The sequence below is a fragment of the Cohnella soli genome (assembly GCF_042655525.1).
Lineage (GTDB): Bacteria > Bacillota > Bacilli > Paenibacillales > Paenibacillaceae > Cohnella > Cohnella soli.
Map to the genome: position 1 here is coordinate 231,177 of NZ_JBHSMI010000023.1, position 18,870 is coordinate 250,046.

General features: G+C 53.6%; 15 protein-coding genes. 12 read left to right on the forward strand and 3 right to left on the reverse strand.

From position 1 onward, the window contains the following. Positions 1 to 106: 106 nt before the first annotated feature. The 9 genes from ACFPOF_RS11685 (at position 107) to ACFPOF_RS11725 (ending at position 13,253) form a co-directional block, all read left to right on the forward strand. Positions 107 to 4,600: an S-layer homology domain-containing protein gene (locus ACFPOF_RS11685; protein ID WP_378132700.1), complete on the forward strand. Its 4,494-nt coding sequence runs from the start codon at positions 107 to 109 to the stop codon at positions 4,598 to 4,600. Between the two features lie 410 nt (positions 4,601 to 5,010). Beyond that, a complete protein-coding gene (locus ACFPOF_RS11690) occupies positions 5,011 to 5,634 on the forward strand; it encodes an SGNH/GDSL hydrolase family protein (protein ID WP_378132702.1) in 624 nt (207 codons plus the stop codon). 48 nt (positions 5,635 to 5,682) lie between these two features. Next, positions 5,683 to 6,729 (forward strand): phosphotriesterase family protein, encoded by a 1,047-nt coding sequence (locus ACFPOF_RS11695; protein WP_378132703.1) that lies wholly within the window; start codon positions 5,683 to 5,685, stop codon positions 6,727 to 6,729. 33 nt (positions 6,730 to 6,762) lie between these two features. Further along, on the forward strand, positions 6,763 to 7,548 hold the full coding sequence (locus ACFPOF_RS11700; protein ID WP_378132705.1) for an amidohydrolase family protein: 786 nt from the start codon (positions 6,763 to 6,765) through the stop codon (positions 7,546 to 7,548). Next, positions 7,545 to 8,372, forward strand: coding sequence for an amidohydrolase family protein (locus ACFPOF_RS11705; protein ID WP_378132707.1), 828 nt, complete (start codon positions 7,545 to 7,547; stop codon positions 8,370 to 8,372). The genes ACFPOF_RS11700 and ACFPOF_RS11705 overlap by 4 nt, the downstream gene beginning before the upstream one ends. A gap of 310 nt (positions 8,373 to 8,682) precedes the next feature. After that, positions 8,683 to 10,170 (forward strand): hypothetical protein, encoded by a 1,488-nt coding sequence (locus ACFPOF_RS11710; RefSeq protein WP_378132709.1) that lies wholly within the window; start codon positions 8,683 to 8,685, stop codon positions 10,168 to 10,170. 64 nt (positions 10,171 to 10,234) lie between these two features. After that, positions 10,235 to 11,452: a M24 family metallopeptidase gene (locus ACFPOF_RS11715; protein ID WP_378132711.1), complete on the forward strand. Its 1,218-nt coding sequence runs from the start codon at positions 10,235 to 10,237 to the stop codon at positions 11,450 to 11,452. After that, positions 11,449 to 11,826, forward strand: coding sequence for a sensory rhodopsin transducer (locus ACFPOF_RS11720; protein WP_378132713.1), 378 nt, complete (start codon positions 11,449 to 11,451; stop codon positions 11,824 to 11,826). The genes ACFPOF_RS11715 and ACFPOF_RS11720 overlap by 4 nt, the downstream gene beginning before the upstream one ends. Positions 11,827 to 12,140: 314 nt before the next feature. Next, complete coding sequence (locus ACFPOF_RS11725; RefSeq protein WP_378132715.1) at positions 12,141 to 13,253, forward strand: aminotransferase class V-fold PLP-dependent enzyme; 1,113 nt, start codon at positions 12,141 to 12,143, stop codon at positions 13,251 to 13,253. A 346-nt stretch (positions 13,254 to 13,599) separates the two neighbouring features. On the opposite strand, the gene ACFPOF_RS11730 is transcribed toward ACFPOF_RS11725, so the two are convergent. Then, on the reverse strand, positions 13,600 to 14,082 hold the full coding sequence (locus tag ACFPOF_RS11730; protein ID WP_378132717.1) for an SRPBCC family protein: 483 nt from the start codon (positions 14,080 to 14,082) through the stop codon (positions 13,600 to 13,602). A gap of 175 nt (positions 14,083 to 14,257) precedes the next feature. Between ACFPOF_RS11730 and ACFPOF_RS11735 the strand changes: the two genes are divergently transcribed. Together ACFPOF_RS11735 and ACFPOF_RS11740 are read left to right on the forward strand one after the other, a co-directional pair. After that, positions 14,258 to 14,629, forward strand: coding sequence for a DUF6864 domain-containing function (locus tag ACFPOF_RS11735; protein ID WP_378132719.1), 372 nt, complete (start codon positions 14,258 to 14,260; stop codon positions 14,627 to 14,629). Then, a complete protein-coding gene (locus ACFPOF_RS11740; RefSeq protein ID WP_378132721.1) occupies positions 14,622 to 14,933 on the forward strand; it encodes a hypothetical protein in 312 nt (103 codons plus the stop codon). The genes ACFPOF_RS11735 and ACFPOF_RS11740 overlap by 8 nt, the downstream gene beginning before the upstream one ends. Before the next feature lie 98 nt (positions 14,934 to 15,031). Here the strand turns inward: ACFPOF_RS11740 and ACFPOF_RS11745 are convergent, their stop codons facing one another. Next, entirely contained in the window at positions 15,032 to 15,718 is a 687-nt protein-coding gene (locus tag ACFPOF_RS11745; protein WP_378132723.1) for a class I SAM-dependent methyltransferase, read from the reverse strand. After that, on the reverse strand, positions 15,711 to 16,685 hold the full coding sequence (locus tag ACFPOF_RS11750) for a MerR family transcriptional regulator (protein WP_378132725.1): 975 nt from the start codon (positions 16,683 to 16,685) through the stop codon (positions 15,711 to 15,713). The genes ACFPOF_RS11745 and ACFPOF_RS11750 overlap by 8 nt, the downstream gene beginning before the upstream one ends. Before the next feature lie 403 nt (positions 16,686 to 17,088). On the opposite strand from ACFPOF_RS11750, the gene ACFPOF_RS11755 reads away from it, so the two are divergent. Next, the gene (locus tag ACFPOF_RS11755; protein WP_378132727.1) at positions 17,089 to 18,684 is read left to right on the forward strand and encodes an extracellular solute-binding protein; all 1,596 of its coding nucleotides are present in this window, start codon (positions 17,089 to 17,091) and stop codon (positions 18,682 to 18,684) included. Positions 18,685 to 18,870 lie beyond the last annotated feature (186 nt).

Sequence of the window (18,870 nt, forward strand, 5' to 3'; positions counted from 1 at the left end):
AGCTGCATATGTTTTCGCAGAGACAGCAGGAGAACAGTATATTAAGCCGAATGCTTCGGACTCTCTTCAAGCAAATGTGCCCTTTGAACCGCAACAGAATTCACAAATGAGCGTAGAGGCGGATCTATGGCCGGACAGCAACGGAACGGGGTTCATGGCAATCGGGTTTAATAAGGGAGAATCTGAATTTTGGTATGACGGCCAAATTTGGATGAATATCAGAGGCAATGGGGCTTACGAAATTTATGCGAATGGGACGGCTATTCCCATTGGACAAGGAACATCCACAGCTTTCATTCCGAATCAAATGAACAAATTGAAAGTGAGCTATGACTCATCTTTGAAAACGGTAACAGCATGGGTAAACAATGAACAAGTAGTCGATCATTTTAGTCTCGGTAGCTTTACACCGGATATCCAATATGCAGGATTTATGGTTACCTCGGGAGATGTAAATGTCCAAAGGATTGATAATTTCGCTGTAAAGGGAGTGCGGATACCACAACCTGATACGGAGTTGCCGGTGGCTATATCCGACACCTTCCAACAGACGGACATAGATCGAGTTCAGGGATTTCCATTGATCGGAACAGCAACAGAAGTTGGAGGCCGGAGATGGATTGGAAACGAATCGATAGTGTTTGCAGGTAGTGGCGCAGATGCTAATGTGTCAAGTCATTCGAATTGGGGTCATAATCTGGCTATTGTGCCCTATGTTCCTTCGGGTCCAAGTATGAGTGTCGAAGCGGATGTATCAGTGACAAATATGACAAGCTGGATGGCTATTGGCTTCTCTAAAGGTACCCGAGAATTTTGGTATGATGGTCAAGTCTGGATGAACTTGCGTTCAAACGGCAACCTTGAAGTCTATGTAAACGGGGCAAAAAATCCTGTTTTTCAAGGCCATGCAACCGCCTTTAATGAAAGCGGATACAACAAAGTGAAAGTGGAATATAATGCCGCCAATCATACAGTAACAGCTTGGGTGAATACGGAGAAAGTCGTTGATCACTATGATATCAGCGGGATTGCAGGGTTTACTCCGGATATAAGGTATGCAGGGTTTGTCTTTCAGGATCCGACGCCGTTAGGACAAAAGGTCAAGAATTTCATCGTGAAGGGCGAGATGCAACCCTTGCCGCCTCCGAAGCCGTTGCCTACAGACATTGTACCGTTGAAGAAAAGCGATTTTCCCATCGGGGTATTTGGGAATATGCCAACCGGAAATCGGGAATTATTTCAGAAAACGGTAGCCGATTTATATTCAAAAGGATTCGATTCCTATTATGCTGTTAATGGATCGCTAAACCAAGATGTATTAGATTTTGACATCGCAGATGCTTATGGTATGGGGCTTTACTATAATCCTATGATAAATCTTAGAAATTTTATACAAAAGACCTCTGCCCCGGACGATGCGCAGAAAGCACAGGATATCGCAAGGATGCTGAAAGCTCGACTTGAAGGACATTCCAGTGTCAGGAGCGTTATTCTCTCAGATGAACCTCGAATGGATACAATGGCCAAACATGTACTGATGACGGATGCGATTCATGCAGAGATGCCCGATATGAAAGTACTCTCACCTGTAATTGGGATTGGTACGGTGAGTGAGATGTATTCAGCGATTAATTTGGATGCCTTTATGATTGACGTGTATCCTTACTCAGTGAAAAATGCGTTCGGAGATATTACGATGAATGGTTATGGGTATACAGAATGGGATTTTATCAGCTATATCCGAAAAGTGACAGAAACGAAGCAGGCTGATCAACCTCTATGGGTTATATTGCAAGCCCATACCTTCGACAGTGGAGGACGATTCTCTCTCCGTTCACCTTTGCGTTCAGAATTGCGAATGCAGAATTGGATGTCCATCGGTGAAGGGGCAACGGGCATCTTCTGGTTTCTATATGAAACGCCGCCCAATGGAAATGTAACGGGGTTCCAGGATCACCCGGAATTATATGACGAAGCGAGCCAACTGGCTAACCGGGTCAAACCTCTGCGGGATAAGTTGCTTGCAGCAAAGAAGGACAAAGATCGTTTCACTGCTAGTGCGTCGGGAAATGTTAAGCCCTATACAAGCACGTTGGTAAGCAAAGACGGTACGAAAACGTATGTGGTAGCGGTTAATATGGATGCTGAACATCCGCAGAGTTTAACTGTTCAGTCGACACAATATGAAGGAACTTTAAAAGATTTGGAGACAGGTCAGGAATACACGCTGGGCAGTTCGGCAATTCCTTTTGTAGCAGGAGATGGCAAGCTGTTTGAACTCATCCCGTCGCAGAACCACAACGAACCTGTTGTCGTCTTGACCTCGCCTAGCCAAGACGCCGTTTATTCAGGAGCGAGCCCGACGGTTCACTTGACGGCCGATGTCGGGACTGGAATCAGTCGTGTTGAATTTTTTGCAAACGGTAAAAAAGTGGGCACTGCGTTGCAAGCTCCATACCAAGCGACTTGGCTGCATGCTCCATCGGGTGGTTATACGATTACGGCAGTTGCAACGGATAGCAGAGGAACGAGCAACAGTTCTGCATCTGTTAGCATTACGGTACAAGGCACAGACAATCTGCTGAAGAACGGTTCTTTTGAAGTAGAGAATGGCGATTGGACAGAAGGATTGCTGAGCCAAAGCGCAAGTCTTGATTATGATTCAACGGTTGCCCGTACGGGCGGTAAGTCGATCAAAATGACGGGCATCGCAGCCCAGAGTGTATTAAGTCAGGGGGTTGCTCTTCAACCCAATACGGATTATGAGCTCAGTGCGTGGGTCAAAACAAATCAAATAAGAGGTTCGGGCATATCGATACAGTGTATACAATCCGGGATAACAACAATGATGGATTACGCCCCATTTCCGGTATTTGGGACGAAGGATTGGACACGAATAGAGGTGAGCTTTACAACGCCAGCAGTCGTGTCACCAAGTAAGGTAGAAATTTACATGAATTCCTTGATGGATGGCGGTACGGCATGGATAGACGATATCAGTCTCATTGAAACAGGTAAGAAAGCCAACAACGATGGATTGGAAGCGCATTGGGCTTTCGATGAGGGTAATGGGCAAATCACTTTAGACTCCGCATCGAAATCGAGCCCGCAAAAGGTGGGGACCATTGTTGGCGGTATATGGGTTCCCGCAAGTTTGACTGGTAAATTCGGTACCAATTCCATTTTTATGTATGGTGGATCACAGTACATCGAAACACCTGCGATTGATTTGACGAATTGGACGGGTTTCACGATATCTTCATGGATCGAATTGGAAAGTGTGGAAAAACGGCAGATTATTTATGCCAACGGAGGTATCGTTCTTGAAGTGGCAGCAGGAGGACGGTTTGATGCTAAAATGCGGACTGGAGATCCTGAGGTGCCGTGGACTACCATTCAAGGAGGGCAACTTAAAGCAGGAAAATGGGTTCATGTAGCTGTTACCTATGGAAGTTCTGGAGGGATTCAGCTTTATATTGACGGCGTTCAAGTCGGACAGCATAATCCGGTAATTTATTTGCATGATGGCAGCTTAAGTGATTACATCGGGGGTGCCGCAAACGAGACAGGGGCAAGCTTGCATGGTCTAATAGACGATGTGAGGGTCTATAGCCGTACGCTCAGCGAAGTGGAATTAAAGCAATTGGCTCATATAGCAACTCAAGCGACTCCTCATACCGATTTAAGCGAATTGACGGTCAGTACAGGCAGTCTGAATCCGGTGTTTGATCCGAAGGTCACATCCTATTCTGTAAAAGTTGGTCATGAGACTGCAAGCCTGACTATTACACCTACGACTAGCTTCCCTTCATCAACGATCACGGTACTGGGTCAAGTTTACGGAAGCGGTACGCCAATTGAGGTGAAATTGAGTGTAGGGATCAACACGGTACCGTTATTAATTACGGACTTAAATGGAGCTATGAAGACTTATACGGTCGTTATTCAACGGGCGGCATCCGGGAACGGTAATGGCAATGGCAATGGTAATGGTTCGGATAACAACGAATCAGGCAATAACAATCCTGGTCAATCGAGTTCGAATGTTAAAATAACGGATATTGTGAAGCATTGGGCACAGGAGTCCATCGAGCGGGCAATTGCTGATGGGTGGGTGAAAGGCTATGAGGATCAAACCTTCCGACCTAATCAAGGGACGACGCGCGCGGAGTTTATTTCCCTGTTATTCCGGGTACTGCGACCGAATGATACGGTGATAGGAGATGTATTAAATGGTTTTCCCGATGGTAATAAAGTCGGAACGTGGGCACGTGATGCGATCGCGTATGCGATCAATGCCGGTTGGATCGTCGGCGATTCAGGCAATAATATTCAACCAAACCGCATGATTACCCGCGCTGAGATGGCAGTCATATTGGCACGTGTGCTCAACCTGCCACGAGTGGGTGGAGATGTTTCCGTAAGTGCCGATGACAGTCAAATTCCGAAGTGGGCCAAGGATCAAGTTTATGCTTTGATACAAGCGGGTCTCATAGTAGGCACGGGTAAAGGCTCATTCGCACCATTCAAGCAATTGTCCCGGGCGGAAGCTGTAGTTGTCCTACTCCGTATGCAGGAATGGCTTGCTGCCAAAAACTAATCTAATCTCGTGAAAAATTGCCGCTGCATGTCTGGGTTGTTATAACCGCATGCAGCGGTAGTTTGTTATATCTTCCGTTTCACAAAATCCCCAATCCACCTGCGACTGTTCACTCGGGAGTGTATCGAATCTATTAAATTTCGGGCAGTCTGGTGCTGCTAGTCTTCCGATTCCGTCAGGCGTATCCTTCACTTAAAACGTTCCATTTGCAAGCGACCATTATCGAGATATAGATGAGGAGCCTTACACCATGAACTGCCGACGGACGTTGCTGCCGTCGGCAGTTCGCGTTTCCACCCCCTCATTTTACATAGTCGTGGACAAAAGATAGGGAAAGTGGAGATCGGAAAGTAGTTGGTCCATATCCCTCTTTGTATAATTAAGCTGATTTTCACCAGGAGGTAAAGCGAATGCAAAGTCTGAGTGACATGCTTGGAAGTGCGGATAAGGCATTCATTGTCTGCATGGGAGATTCGATCACGGAGCAAAACGAACATACGCATGGCAAGCTGAACTACGCGGGCCAGTTCCAAGAAAAACTGCTCAAAAAGTTCGGCCGGCGGCAATTGGTGTTGAATGCCGGTGTAAGCGACGATACGACGAGGGGGATTTTGGAACGGTTGGATCGAGATGCGCTAAGGTTTCGTCCTAATGTCGTAACTTTGATGATCGGTATGAACGACTCCTTATGGGGAGCAGGAGAAGTGCAGCAGTTCAAGGCCAATCTGATCTCTATTGCAGAAAAAGTCAGATCCGCAGGCAGCACTCTTATTTTGTTGACGCCTAATACGATCGATATCCGCTTGGAGGAAAATCACATTCGCAACAGCTATCCTCTCTATATTCAAGCCATGAGAGAATTCTCGATCACGGAACAAGTTCCATTATGCGATGTCTATCGGGCTTTCGGGGATCGAAGCGAGAAGGAACCGAACAGTCGAGGGACGTTGATGAACGATTGCATCCATCCGAATGAATACGGTCACGATCTGATGGCGGAAACCTTGTTTCGATTTCTTGATTTAACGGCTTGAGTACGGAAATTGAATGTTATGTAACGGGATAAGGGAGGAGGTCGTCAAATGTCCGTCATAACGGTAACAGGCAGGATGGAGACGGAAAACCTGGGCTGGGTTCTGCCGCATGAGCATGCGTTCATCGATCTGCGCCCACTGGTGCCTGAACCCCAGGCGATCGGGGCGAAGTCGTTGGCGGCGGAAAAAGTGAGTCTCGCCAATTTCGGGGTATTGACCCGTAACCCATATGCGGTGCTGGATAACGCCGTCATCGACGAGGAAGACGTCGTGAAGGCAGAATTGATAGCGTTCAAGCGGGCAGGAGGCGGCGCATTCGTCGACCTGACGCTGAGGGATATCGGACGCGATCCGGCGCTGTTGGCGGGCGTGTCGCGTGAGGTCGGCATTCCGATCATTGCGGGGTGCGGGTATTACATTCATGCCTCCCATCCAAGGGATATGGACGACAAGACTGTGGACGACATCGCCGAGGAAATTCATCGCGACGTGACGTACGGCATGGACGGGACGAACATTCGTGCCGGCGTCATCGGGGAGATCGGGACGAGCGCGGTTATCCATCCGAACGAACGCAAAACGCTGATCGCGGCGGCGATGGTGCAGCAGCAGACCGGTCTCGGGCTGCATGTGCACACCGATTTGTGGGCGAGGCGCGGGTTGGAGGTAATCGATATTCTGACAGCCCATGGCGCCGCCGCAGATAAAATCTGCATCAACCACGTGGATGTCGATATTGTCCCGGACTATTTGAAGGCTCTGCTTGACCGCGGAGCATATATCGAGTTCGACAATTTCGGCAAGGAGTTCTATTCCGACCGGCGGCACAAAAGCGTGCTGAGAGGATTGTTCGCGCGGGATATCGAGCGGGTTCGCACGATCAGGGAACTGATCGGCTGCGGTTATCTTCGCCAAATCCTCGTGTCCAACGACGTCTGCCTGAAAATCGGCCTGCACCGCTACGGCGGTTGGGGTTATGACCATATTCTGACGAACATCGTGCCGATGATGGAGGACGAAGGAATCGAGCCGGAGCAAGTTCGGGAATTGATGTGCGGCAATCCGGCGCGGTTTCTGGACAATGATTGCCAATAAAGCCGCTTGCACCGCGTATAGGGAGGGACTCACATGAAAATCGTCGATTTCAGCTGCGCGATCGGCTACAAAACGTTGAATTATGAAGTTGTGAACCATGAGCATTTGCTTGTCCGCGAGAAGGTGAAGCAGGCGCGCGGCGCAGAGGAACTGCTCGCCGAGCTGGATTTCTGCGGCATCTCCCAAGCGGTCGTCAGCCATAACGCGATGGCGGACGTCGATCCCGATTATGGCAATCGGCTTGTGGTAGAGGAAACTGCGAAAGCGCCGGACCGGCTGCTGCCGACCTGGACGATTCTGCCTCCCATCACAGAACGGCAGTATGCGCCGGAGCGGCTGTTTCCGGCGATGAAAGAGAACGGCGTGAAGTTGCTCCGCGCCTACCCGGAACGCAACCGCTACATGCTGAATCGGGTGGCGATGGGCGAGCTGCTGTCGGCCATCTCCGACGCGCGCATTCCGCTGTTTCTCTCTCCGAGCGAAGGTTGGGAGCCCGTCTACAACGTGCTGCAGGAGTTCCCGGATCTCACCGTCATTTTGTGCAACTACGGGTTGTGGAGCCATGCCCGGCTGACGTTCCCGCTGCTGCGCAGCTATAAGAACTTCTACATCGAGACGGGGGATATGCAGACGGCGGGGGAGATCAAGGAAATCTGCGGCAAATTCGGTTCGGAACGGCTGCTGTTCGGTTCCGAATTTCCGAGCAACGCGATCGGCGGGCCGCTGGCTTGCTTGCTCGGTTCGGGCATCAAGCAAGACGAACTGGAGAACATCGCTTACAAAAATGCGGAAAGACTGCTGGGCGAGGTGAGCTTATGAGCAGAGTGCCGATGACCAATCCGTCGCTGCTGGCGCGCGAATTCGCGGAAACCGGCAGGCTGTCTAGCCTGTCCTACATCGACATGCATACGCATATGGGACCGTTCTACGGAACGTATTTGCCGGAAGCCGATCTGGAGGCGATGATCGCGGCGATGGACCGGGAGAACATCGAATGGATTATTTCCGCGCCGCACAGCGCTTTGTTCGATCCGATCGGGCGTAATTCGGAGATTCGGGCGGCGATGGCGAAGTATCCTACCAGGATCAAAGGTTATTTTGTCGTGAATCCGCACTATATCGAAAGTTTGGAAGAGGAACTGGCCGACTACGACGCGGTCGAGGGTTATGTCGGCTTCAAGGTGCTCCCGGACTATCACAAGTATCCGCTGACCGGAGAGAAGTTCCGTCGAATGTACGAGTTCGCGAACGAGCGGGGGCTGCTGCTGCTATCCCACACCTGGGGCCATAGCCCGTACAATTCGCCTCAAATGATCGGAGAGCTGGCGCGCCAATATCCGAACATCAAGTTTTTGATGGGACACTCCGCGCCGGGGGAGACGGATGTCGCAATCGAACTGGCGAAGGCGTTGCCCAATGCTTATCTGGAGTTGTGCGATACGGGGCGACTGAACGGCATGATCGGCAAAATGGTGCGCGAGGCCGGTTCGGAGAAGGTGCTGTTCGGGACTGATTTTCCGTGGTATGACCCCAATTACATGCTGGGCAGCGTGCTGTTCTCCGGCATTGGCGACGACGATATCGTCAACATCATCCGGAACAACGCCATTCGGCTCGTGTCTGGCATCCGGGGCGGGCGCTGAGGGGCGAACTTCTAAGTGCAGAAAGTGCAATTAGTTTCGGTATTTGGCGTGTTCTGCGTTACTTAGGTGTAAAAAGCGCAGTTAGTTTCAGATGAAATCGCGTGCTGCCGCGAAATGCGGGGAACTAAATGTCGTTTTTACACGCAGTTTGTCCGATGCGCCGGATTATGCCGAACTAGATGCTGTATTTACACTTAGTTTCACCGTGCTGGATATACGTGCAGGATGCGCACCGGATTTGTACCGGATGTGGACTTAGGACTTTTGGCGGGGACAGGAGCGCCATTCTTATTGAAAAGGAGCATAAATCATGCATGAAATTATCGAATCATTTGAAACCGCGAAAGGCAGCGTGTTCGGCGACCTGTTGACGAATCGGGCGGACAACCGGCCGCTTAAGATCGGGCTACTGACGCTCGGGTTTTTCGAATATTGGCGGATGTTCCCGGGCAGCCTGCACGCGAATGTCACATCGGATATGACGGTCGTATATGAACGGTTGAATTGGGCGCTGCCGGGTGACATCGTTATCTGGCCGGGACTGGTCGACACGCTGGACGCGGCGGATGCGGCGGGACGAAAGCTGGCGGAGGAAGGGGTCGACCTGATCATCTACGTCGCCGGAACTTACTGTCCCGATTATATGGCGATTCAGGCGCTGGAGAACTTGCGCCATCTGCCGCTGTTGATGTTCAACACGCAAGGCAAGGGCGAGATCAACCTGAAGACCGATTATGAAAATATTTTGCGCAACAGCGCTTTGATCGCCAACCTGCAGCTCGCCGCGACATTCCGCAAAATGGGCTGGTTCGGCGGATTGAAGGTGGTCGTCGGCGCGATTGAAGACGGGGACGCTTATGCGGAGATAGGCCGTTACGTGAGGGCTTATCGGGCGTATGTCCGTCTGCGCAGCGTCAATATCGGCGTGATCGGCCACGTGTTCAGAGGCATGTACGATTTCGAGTACGACAAAACGATGATCAAAGGAACGCTCGGGCCGAACCTGATATCCATTCAGCTGCATCATCTGCTGGAGCGGTTCGAAGCCGCATCCGAGCAGGAGGTTGCGGACGGCGTGGCGCTGGCTCGCGAGAGCTTCAATATCGTCGGTCTGGAAGAGGATGATATTCGCAAAGCTTCGCGCTTATATGTTGCGCTGCGCGGCACGCTGGAGCGGTTCCGGCTGGATGCGCTCACGTTGCTCGGGCAGCATTACGTGGAGCAGAAGACGGGAACGACGCCGTATTTAGCCAATACGTTGCTGAGCGAGGAAGGCAGATATGTCGTCAACACCGAAGGCGACGTGCACGGCTTGATCATGATGACGCTGATGCGGGAACTGGGCGGACAGGTGCCGGCGTTCGCCGAATGGGGCGAGTACGATGAGCGGCTGAATGCCCTGCTGATGGTGCATCATGGCTACGCGAATCCGGCTTATGCGCGGGACCGGAGTACAGTGAAGGTGAATCGCTCTCCCGAGCAATGGGGATTGCAGGGGGCCGGCTTCGGCTTCGAATATACGCTGAAACCGGGCGTCGTGACGATCGGGCATCTGATCATCGACGCCGAAGGGTACAAAATGCTGATCATCCGGGGCGAGGCGCTCGACATCGGACACAACATCCCGTGCGAGGAGATTACCGCCGTCGTGAAATTCCCGGTACCGATCAAATCGTTTCTCGCGGAATTGATTAAGGAAGGCTTCGCGCACCACTGCATCATCGCTTATGGGGATTTGACGGAAGAACTGTCGCATGTCGCCGATTTTATGGGAATTCGCAAAGTGACGTATTTGTAAAATTGGCCGGATATTGGACGGCAACGACATCCATGCGGAATGGAACAGAGAGGAGCGGACGGGAATGAACGGAATACCGGCGGAGGAGTTCCGCGTCAGAGCCGACAGGCTGCGCGGATTGATGAAGGAGAAGGGATTACAAGCCTGCCTGATCTACGGGGATGAATATCGCAAAGAAAACTTGCGTTACATGTGCAATTACTGGCCGCTGTTCGAGCGAGGGGCGGTGCTGGTGCCGCTGATCGGCGAGCCGATCGTCATCGCAGCTCCGGAAGGGGAGCTGATGTGCCGCGAGATGGCTGCATGGCCCGACGTGCGGCTGCTGCCCCAGTTTACCTGCGTGACGGTACCGGATGAGATCGAGTACCCGCAGGCGAATTATACGAGCCTGAAAGCGATTCTCGCCGAGCTGCATGCGGTAAATCCGTTGCAAGCGATCGGCATTGCCGGTTTGGATGCGATGTCCGCCTCGCTGCTGGCGACGATCGAGGGCAGCGCGGAAGGCGTGGAATGGATCGATGCGGGAGATTTGCTGTTCCGGCTGCGGATGACGAAGACGGAGCACGAAATCGCTTGCCTGAAGGAAGCGGCGCGCATCGCGGATGAGGGCTACAAGGCGATGATCTTGAATGTCCGGCCGGGAATGACCGAGCTGGAGCTATCCGCTTACGCCTACATGGCATGCACGAAGGCGGGCGCGGAGTTCGTGCCCTTCGTAGTCATGACAAGCGGCGAGCGGGTGAACACGATTATCGGCAGGCCGACCCGCAAGGTGATTGAGGACGGCGATATGATCATGACGGCGATCGCCGTTCAATATGAGGGTTACGTGGCTACCGTGGGATTCCCGTTCGTCGCCGGCCGGATGAGCGAGGAGCAGAAGGCGTTCATTTCGTTGCTCGTCGAGGCTGAAGATATCGCTTTGTCGCGGCTTGCTCCCGGTAACGATATGAGCGGTCTCGTTGCTGCCGTTAAATCCTATTTTGCCGATAAGGGCGTCACCGCCTACGATCTGTACCCGCCTCTTCACGGCTGCGGACTTGCCGAAGCGGAATCGCCTTATCCCGACGAGAACAGCACGGCCCGGTTCGAAGTCGGCATGACGGTCAACACCGACATCAGCCTGTTCGGACATCCGCATGGCTCGAACCGGGTCGAAGAGAGCCTCGTCGTGACCGAGAACGGCTACGAGTCGATGTCGGCGCTTGTCCGGCAGCTTAGCCGGACGTGGAAGGAACGCGGCGTCGTGGCGTTGGCTCCCGAGGATGGAGGAACGGCATGAGCGGACAAGGTGCAAAAAACTGGTATATTGTCGACGGATATTTGCCGTACAAGGGCAAGGTGGACGGGGAGCCTTTCGAAGGGCATGAGGCGGTGATGATCCTTAACTGCCAAAGCGAAGACGCCGAGGTGCGGATGGATATCTTCTACGAGGACCGCGAGCCCGATCGGGACATTTTCATCCCCGTCAAGGCGGAGCGGGTCCGCTGTCTTCGCATGGATCATCCTGAGGACATCGGCGGCATCGTCCTGGACCGGCAATTGCAATACTCTCTGCGGTTCCGCAGCGACAAGAACGTCATCATCCAGTACGGCAGAATGGATATCGCGCAGCCGAATCTGGCTTACATCGGGATGATGGGCTACTCGGAGTAGGCGGCGATTGGTAGCAAAAGCATCACTTATCGCGTAGCACGCCACACTTCACTTTCCTGGTACAGGGAAGTGAAGTGTGGCGTGCTTTTTCATTCGGGTCAAGCTCGACTGCGAACAATCCGTTTGCTTTTTGACGATGGTACGCCTTCGCTTTAGGCAAGGATCGACCGATCGACATTTTGCTCAGGAGACATCGGCATCATGAAGCTTCATCGTGGTCGAAGGACAGTAGCGCACCATCGGTACAATTCCGTATAATTTGATGAACGACTTGGACGAGCAAGGAGTATCGGGACCATGGGAGGCGACAATGAGTGAATATATATGAACGGCTGGGTGTGAGGACTCTTGTTAATGCGGCAGACTCCTACACGATAATCGGCGGCTCCCGGATGCCAGCAGAAGTGATCGAAGCGATGGCGGAGGCCGCGGAAGCTTTTGTCTACATAGACGATCTGCACGATGCCGTCGGGCGACGGCTGGCACAGTTGACCCGCAACGAGGCAGCGATGGTGACAAGCGGCGCGGCTGCTGCGTTGGCAATCACGGCTGCTGCTTGCATGGCGGGCGCGGACGAGGAGTTGGGCGCGCGACTGCCTTGCGCCGATGTGCCCAGGGACGAGGTCATTCTGTACGGCTGCCAGCAAAACGGATTTGTGCAAGCCGTCCGCATGACAGGAGCCAGAGTCGTCGAGCTAGCCGACCGGAACGCCGAATCCGCGCGCGAGTTGCGGGCTGCCGTCACGGCCCGAACGGCGTGTTTGCTTTATTTCGTGTCCCCGCAGTTTGAACGCCATGCACTGCCGCTTAAAGAAGCCATCGCGATCTGCCATGAGCTTGGCGTACCCCTGGTTGTGGACGCGGCGGCGCAGTTGCCGCCCGTCTCCAATCTATGGGCGTACACGGAGATGGGCGCCGACCTGGTCATCTTCTCCGGTGGCAAGACGCTGCGCGGTCCGCAGAATACCGGGCTGATCGTCGGCAGGGCGGAACTGGTGGCGGCGTGCCGCGTCCACTCCGGCCCGCGCTCGTCGATCGGTCGGCCGATGAAGGTGAGCAAGGAAGCGATGGCCGGGTTGCTGGCGGCGGTTGAGCGTTACGTTGGCCTGGATCACGAGGCGCTCAACAGGCAGCATGAGCAGGCTGTCGTGAAGATCTGCGCTCATGCCGGGCGTCTCGGCTTCCGGGCCGAACGGGCATATCCGGGACCGACGGGGCAGAGCTACTCACGCGCCGCGCTATATCCCGAGCCTGCGCTCGGACGGACGGCGGTGCAGCTTCAGGCCGAACTGCGACACGGGGAACCTTCGATCTGGGTCACCTTGTCCGAAGACGGCACGGCACTGCTTGTTAATCCGCTGCATTTGCGGGAGGACGAGGTCGGACTGATATGTGACCGCCTGACGAAACTGGTAGACAGAAGATAGCTGGAGTGATCATTTATCGCGAAGCACGCCTCACTTTACTTTCCTGGTACAGGGAAGGAGGAGGGCGTGCTTTTTCGTTCAGGCTTAAGCTCGACTGCGAAAAATCCGTTTGCTTTTTGACGATGGTACGCCTACGCTTTAGGCAAGGATCGCCGTATCGACATTTTGCTCAGGGGGCATCAGCCGCGATGAGCGAACGCGAGCTGGCTGCAAGATTATAAGTAAACAGAAGCCTCGCCTACCGTGCGGGGCTGCTTCGCTACCCATTCGTAATTTTTTGTGCCGCCCACTTGGGACAGGCTTCTCCTCCCGCGGGCCGCCAAGCAACATTACAGTCTCTACAGCCTCAGCTTTCGACGAAAGCGGCGAGATTGCCGAGCGAGGAGTTGAGACCCATGTCGTGATCCTCCTTGCGGATACCCGACGGCACGTTCTCGCAAATAATCGTGACTTCGGTGCCTCCAGAGGCGGCGGCGAGCGCCCACGTCATGGTCATAATGCCGGCAAAAGCAGGGTCGTCGGATTCGAACTCCACTTGCTGCACAATGCGTTCATTCGGGATCAGCTTCAGGAACGTTCCTTGCACGACGTCGGTATTCTCGGAAAATTTGCCGGAGGATGCGTGTCCGGGATCGAGATACGTGAGCGACATCCGGTAAGTTCCGCCGTCCCGGGCGTCGAATGCGTCAATTCGTCCGCTCATACCCGAAGGAGGAAGCCATGAGATCAGCGCTTCGGGGTCGACGAATGCTTGATAGATTTCGTGTGGGGATGCTTTGATCACGCGCGAGGCGGTGTCGGTTCTTCCGGAGCCGGACTGGTTGGGCATGGGATAGGACCTCCTTTTTCCATATTATACGACGTGTTGTCCTTGGCTCGCCATGAGGGGACGAACGACGCGCATCGTTGGTAATTCTGGTGTCATGTATGCACCGCCGCGCTCGTACAATAGAGCGATGAAGCTCGTACGATGGCGTAGGAACGCCGCGGGAAGGATGGCGCTCATGAAAATTACGTCCGGAGGTTTCGAGGCCGTGTACCACGGCAAAGTGTTCGCATACGGGATGAGCCCGATCGAGATCGTTCTGTCTGAGGAGCGCGATCCGCTCACCTTCGTTTTCTGCATCGAGCGGCAGCCGGAGAGGGACGAGTTCGCCACCGACATCGAACTCGTCCGCTATAACGAAGTGCGCATCTCCTGCGTCAATTTTCCGCGGGGCAAACCGGTCGGCAACGAGGAGATGATTCACCTCGGCGTGCTGAACAATCGCAAGCTGTCGCTCCGGTACGAGGTGACGATCAGCTTCGATGCCGCTTCTTGGGCGTTGACGTATACGTTTTATGCGGGTGAGGGGGTTCCTCCGGACCATGAATAAAATCGAAATCCAGGACCCGAAGGTTGCCAGCAAAATGATTGCGGCCAATGCCGAGAACGAGAAACGCAAGGCGGAGCTGGGGTTTCTTGGGCGTTTTTTTGGGTCGGGGGACAATGTGCGGCTGTATATCGTCGGCACGATCGCGCTCGGTGTTCTGCTCATCGCGCTCATTTACACGCTCACACCCGAGAAGTTCCGTTCGGCCGACTTCGGCCTCAAGGAGATGTGGACGCTTGTCGTGTTACCCGTGGAATCGACAATCGTCGGCTATCTGATCGGATCGCGCTCGAAAGACAGCGGGTAGCGAGCGGGAAGAATGTGCCGAGCCGACCATAGCCCGACTCGACGGCTCGGATCGGTACATTTTGTGCGTCATTTGCATGTTTTGCGGACATAGTTACTTTAGATCGTCAACCACCAAACCCCCGCACATTCCGGTAATTCGCTCAGTTGTTCGCGGGCGACGCGGTCCGCAAGCTCGTCGCCGAAGAAGAAGCGGGAGAGTCTTTCGGCTTGCTCGGCGTTATCGAAACAGTAGTCGGTGCGAATCCACTTATGAGAGAAGTCGTACTTGGCAGTTAACGCTTCGTAATACGGAAGCAGAAATTCCGGCGGATTCGGTGTCTCGAGGCCGGTTCCCATCGTCTCGAACAGGATGATCGTGCCGCCCGGACGCAGCACTCTGTGCATCTCGGCGAGCACTTGAGCGAGATTGCTCTCCCACTCAGGGAGGTTCGAGCTTGTTAAGTAGCAGACGCTCCAGCCGGACACGATCAAGTCTGCGCTATCGTCCGGCAGCGGCAGCTTTCGGTGGTCGGCGACGACCGTCCTCCAGTTACGGGCACTAGTCGCTGCCAGCCGCTGGGCGTTCTCGATCAGCATCGCTTCCGAAGCATCAAGCGCGACGAGGGAGCGGGCTTCCGGCGCCAGATCGACGGACAGTCTGCCCGTGCCTGCACCCATATCCACGATGTCGAGGCCGGCGAACGGGCGAATGCTTCGAATGATGTCGGCGAGCGGAGGCTGTTTCGAGATCATCTCGTGGTAACTTGGCGCTTCTTCGGCGTAAATTCGATCGTGGTCAGGCATCTTCGATATCGACTCCTTCGACGGCAATTAAGATGGACAGCGTATCGTTCACGCGATGTACCTGAGGGCGGAAGTTATGTTTGATTAGCCACAGGGCAAGACGCTGCTGTTCGTCTTCGTCGAGCCGGTCGCCGATGCATAGGCGACCGCCCGGCTTCAACACACGCAGCATTTCTTCCAGCGCGAGCAGGTGCTGCTCTGCAGTCAGATGACGGAAGGCGAAGCTTGTGACGACGAAATCGAACTGCTTCTCCAAGTAGGGCAAGGCGAGGAAGTTGCCGACTTTCGTCTCGATGTCGGGATGTTTGCTTCTGCATCGCTTAAGCATCTCCCTGGACTGATCGACACCAGACATCCGGCAGCCGGCTTCGAGGAATCGGGCTGCTAGGTTGCCTGTTCCGATCCCGATGTCGAGGCCATGCTCATCTTCGACAGGCAACGTATATGTAAAGATGCAGTCGAGCAGTTCTTCGTAGTCTTCGTAACCGTCGAGACGAGCTTTCACTCGTTCGTCGTGCGTCGGCGCAAGCTGATCGAATCCCCACTTGTCGGTCCATTTTCCCCTCTGCCGTTTCCATCTCCGCGATTGTTCTGCAAGTTCGAATATGCGTTCCAGAGGCAGCGATTGCTCAGCTTCGAGCGTCGCGATCATCCCTTCGGTCGTCTCGATCACTTGCTTCAGCTCGAGCCATTGCTCCACCAGGGACGCGCGCTGCAGTTCGAGTGAATGACGGAGTTCTTCCGCTTCGCTCCTCTCCCATTGCGCCAAGGCGTGACCGATGTCCGCCAAGTTCATTCCTGCTTCCCGCAAAGACAAAATCGCTTGAATGCGCCAGACGTCCTGTTCCGTGAATTCCCGATAGCGGTTCGTTCGCGACTTGGCGGGCGACAAAAGCCCTTTCTCTTCATACAGGCGAATCGTTCTTGTCGTCGTGTTCAATCGATCCGCGACCTCTTTAATTCTCATGCCGGTCTCGCACCTCCGTAGAGACATTGTAAACGTTCACGCTGCGTGAATGTAAAGCGAAAAAACAACTAGTCGATTCAAATGGTTGTTTACAATGCTTTTTATTTAGGATAAAAATGAATTTCCGGGATATTGGACGATGGGTCATTTTTCTTTGCGCAATGCGTTCAATAGCTCCAGTCCCGCGTTCAACCGGCGGCTCAAAATAGGGATTATGGGACTTCAATCGAGGGAAATTAGAATAGGTTTTGTTTTTTGAAATCGTTAAACCGCTCGTTACTGACACTTCCTTTACATTTCGCAATGGTCTCGGCGAGGCGGCTCGCCGTACGATAAGCATGAGCTTCTTCTTCGCAAGAAGCATGCTTTGTCAGAACGCCTATATATAAGGAGGATGTTGAATTTGAACCAAAGGGGAAAAACCTGGCAACAAAATAGCGCCATACGGCGCAAAGGCTCCGCCGCTCTGCTCTCCGTGATGGCCTTCATGCTCGTCTTCGCGACCGCGTGCTCCAGCGAGAATAACGAATCGTCCGGCAGCACCGCCGCTTCTTCCGATTCTCCGAGTTCGTCGGCATCGGCATCGGCGCCGGCGTCCGAAAAACCGGCCGAACCGCCCGTGGAGTTGAAAGCGTTCTTCCCGGGCGACAAGCCGACCGACTTCGAGACGGTCATGGACGCAGTGAACAAAAAACTCGTTGCCGACGGCATCGGCGCGACGCTTAACATTCAATTCATCGGCTGGAACGACTACGGCAACACAACGACGCTAAAGACGTCCGCGGGCGAGGAATTCGATATGTTCCTTGACGCCCCTTGGCTGCACATCTCGCAAATGATTTCCAGCAATGCCATCATTCCTTTGGATGATCTGGTTGCCAAGGCGCCCGAGCTGCAAAGCTCCATTCCGCAGCCCATGTGGGATTCCAACAAGTTTGGCGGCAAAATTTACGGTATCCCGCTCGGCATATCCCAAGGCATCATCGGCGGGTTCCTGATCCGCAAAGACTTGCGCGAGAAGTACGGTCTGCCTCCGATTACGAACGTGGACGAATTGGAGACGTTCCTCTATAAAGTAAAGGAAAAAGAAAAAGGCATCGTGCCTTTCGCTACGGACGGCCGTTATGCCGACGGCCTGGTCGGCCTGTTCAATTCCAAGACAAACGGCGACAACCAGGCGCTGACGATGGGCATGGACGTCTTTTACAATGGTGATAAGAACGGCAACATTTATCCGATCTACGAACGTCCCGGATTCGAAGAAACGTTGAAAAAGCTGAACCGCTTCTTTAAAGACGGCATTCTCGAGAAAAACTTGGCCCAGCAGGAAAATTCCACGGCGCTGTTCAACCAAGGCAAAGTCGCTTCCATCCCGTATTCCGGTGACGGCGTAGAAGGCCTGAAGTTCGCCGACGCGCTCAAAGTTTCGGGCGTACAGCTCGAAGTCGCCATCATGAACGAAAATCAGACCCACTACTCGGACTTCAAACAATGGAATTTCCTGTGCGTGCCGTCCGCGTCCAAGCACGCGGACAAAGTCATCGCGGTGATGAACTGGCTTTCCATCCGGGAAAACCATGACTTGCTCGAATACGGCATCGAAGGCAAGCATTGGACTCCGATCGGCGACGATCAATACAAAGTGGTGGAAGGCAGCCAGTACTCGTTCCCGGGTTACGTGCTGACATGGCGTCCGAACTTGGTCCGCACGCCGGACAATATGATTCCGGACGACTTGAAGTGGTTCAAGTTTACGCGCGACTCGAACAACTTCCAGCTGTCGCCGTTCGCCGGATTCACGCCGAATACGGATGCGTTCAAAACCGAGTACGCGCAGATCAGCCCAATCAAGGACGAGGTGCTCAAACCGCTCGGCGCCGGCGTTCTGAACGCGGACAAAGGCTTGAACGAGCTGAAAGACCGCTTCAAGAAAGCGGGGAACGACAAGATCTTGCCGGAGCTGCAAAAGCAATTTGCCGATTTCAAAGCCGGTAAGTAACAAAAAAGAGGGCGTTCCTCAGGCCGCGTTATGCGACCGGGGAACGTCCTTTTTTGCCAGGAATTATAACATTTGAGGGTGAGGACGGGCTTCACCCTATTTACGTTATTTGGTAAATTAAGCTCTTGTTCCCCCAATGCCCCGAACCCAATGCCCCGAAATAATCCCTTTAGCACGAAATCCCCT

Excerpts from the sequence above, each read along its gene's own strand:
- ACFPOF_RS11685 (WP_378132700.1), top strand. The coding sequence starts at position 107 with ATGAGCGTAGAGGCGGATCTATGGCCGGACAGCAACGGAACGGGGTTC.
- ACFPOF_RS11690 (WP_378132702.1), top strand. The coding sequence starts at position 5,011 with ATGCAAAGTCTGAGTGACATGCTTGGAAGTGCGGATAAGGCATTCATT.
- ACFPOF_RS11695 (WP_378132703.1), top strand. The coding sequence starts at position 5,683 with ATGTCCGTCATAACGGTAACAGGCAGGATGGAGACGGAAAACCTGGGC.
- ACFPOF_RS11700 (WP_378132705.1), top strand. The coding sequence starts at position 6,763 with ATGAAAATCGTCGATTTCAGCTGCGCGATCGGCTACAAAACGTTGAAT.
- ACFPOF_RS11705 (WP_378132707.1), top strand. The coding sequence starts at position 7,545 with ATGAGCAGAGTGCCGATGACCAATCCGTCGCTGCTGGCGCGCGAATTC.
- ACFPOF_RS11710 (WP_378132709.1), top strand. The coding sequence starts at position 8,683 with ATGCATGAAATTATCGAATCATTTGAAACCGCGAAAGGCAGCGTGTTC.
- ACFPOF_RS11715 (WP_378132711.1), top strand. The coding sequence starts at position 10,235 with ATGAACGGAATACCGGCGGAGGAGTTCCGCGTCAGAGCCGACAGGCTG.
- ACFPOF_RS11720 (WP_378132713.1), top strand. The coding sequence starts at position 11,449 with ATGAGCGGACAAGGTGCAAAAAACTGGTATATTGTCGACGGATATTTG.
- ACFPOF_RS11730 (WP_378132717.1), bottom strand. The coding sequence starts at position 14,082 with ATGCCCAACCAGTCCGGCTCCGGAAGAACCGACACCGCCTCGCGCGTG.
- ACFPOF_RS11735 (WP_378132719.1), top strand. The coding sequence starts at position 14,258 with ATGAAAATTACGTCCGGAGGTTTCGAGGCCGTGTACCACGGCAAAGTG.
- ACFPOF_RS11740 (WP_378132721.1), top strand. The coding sequence starts at position 14,622 with ATGAATAAAATCGAAATCCAGGACCCGAAGGTTGCCAGCAAAATGATT.
- ACFPOF_RS11745 (WP_378132723.1), bottom strand. The coding sequence starts at position 15,718 with ATGCCTGACCACGATCGAATTTACGCCGAAGAAGCGCCAAGTTACCAC.
- ACFPOF_RS11750 (WP_378132725.1), bottom strand. The coding sequence starts at position 16,685 with ATGAGAATTAAAGAGGTCGCGGATCGATTGAACACGACGACAAGAACG.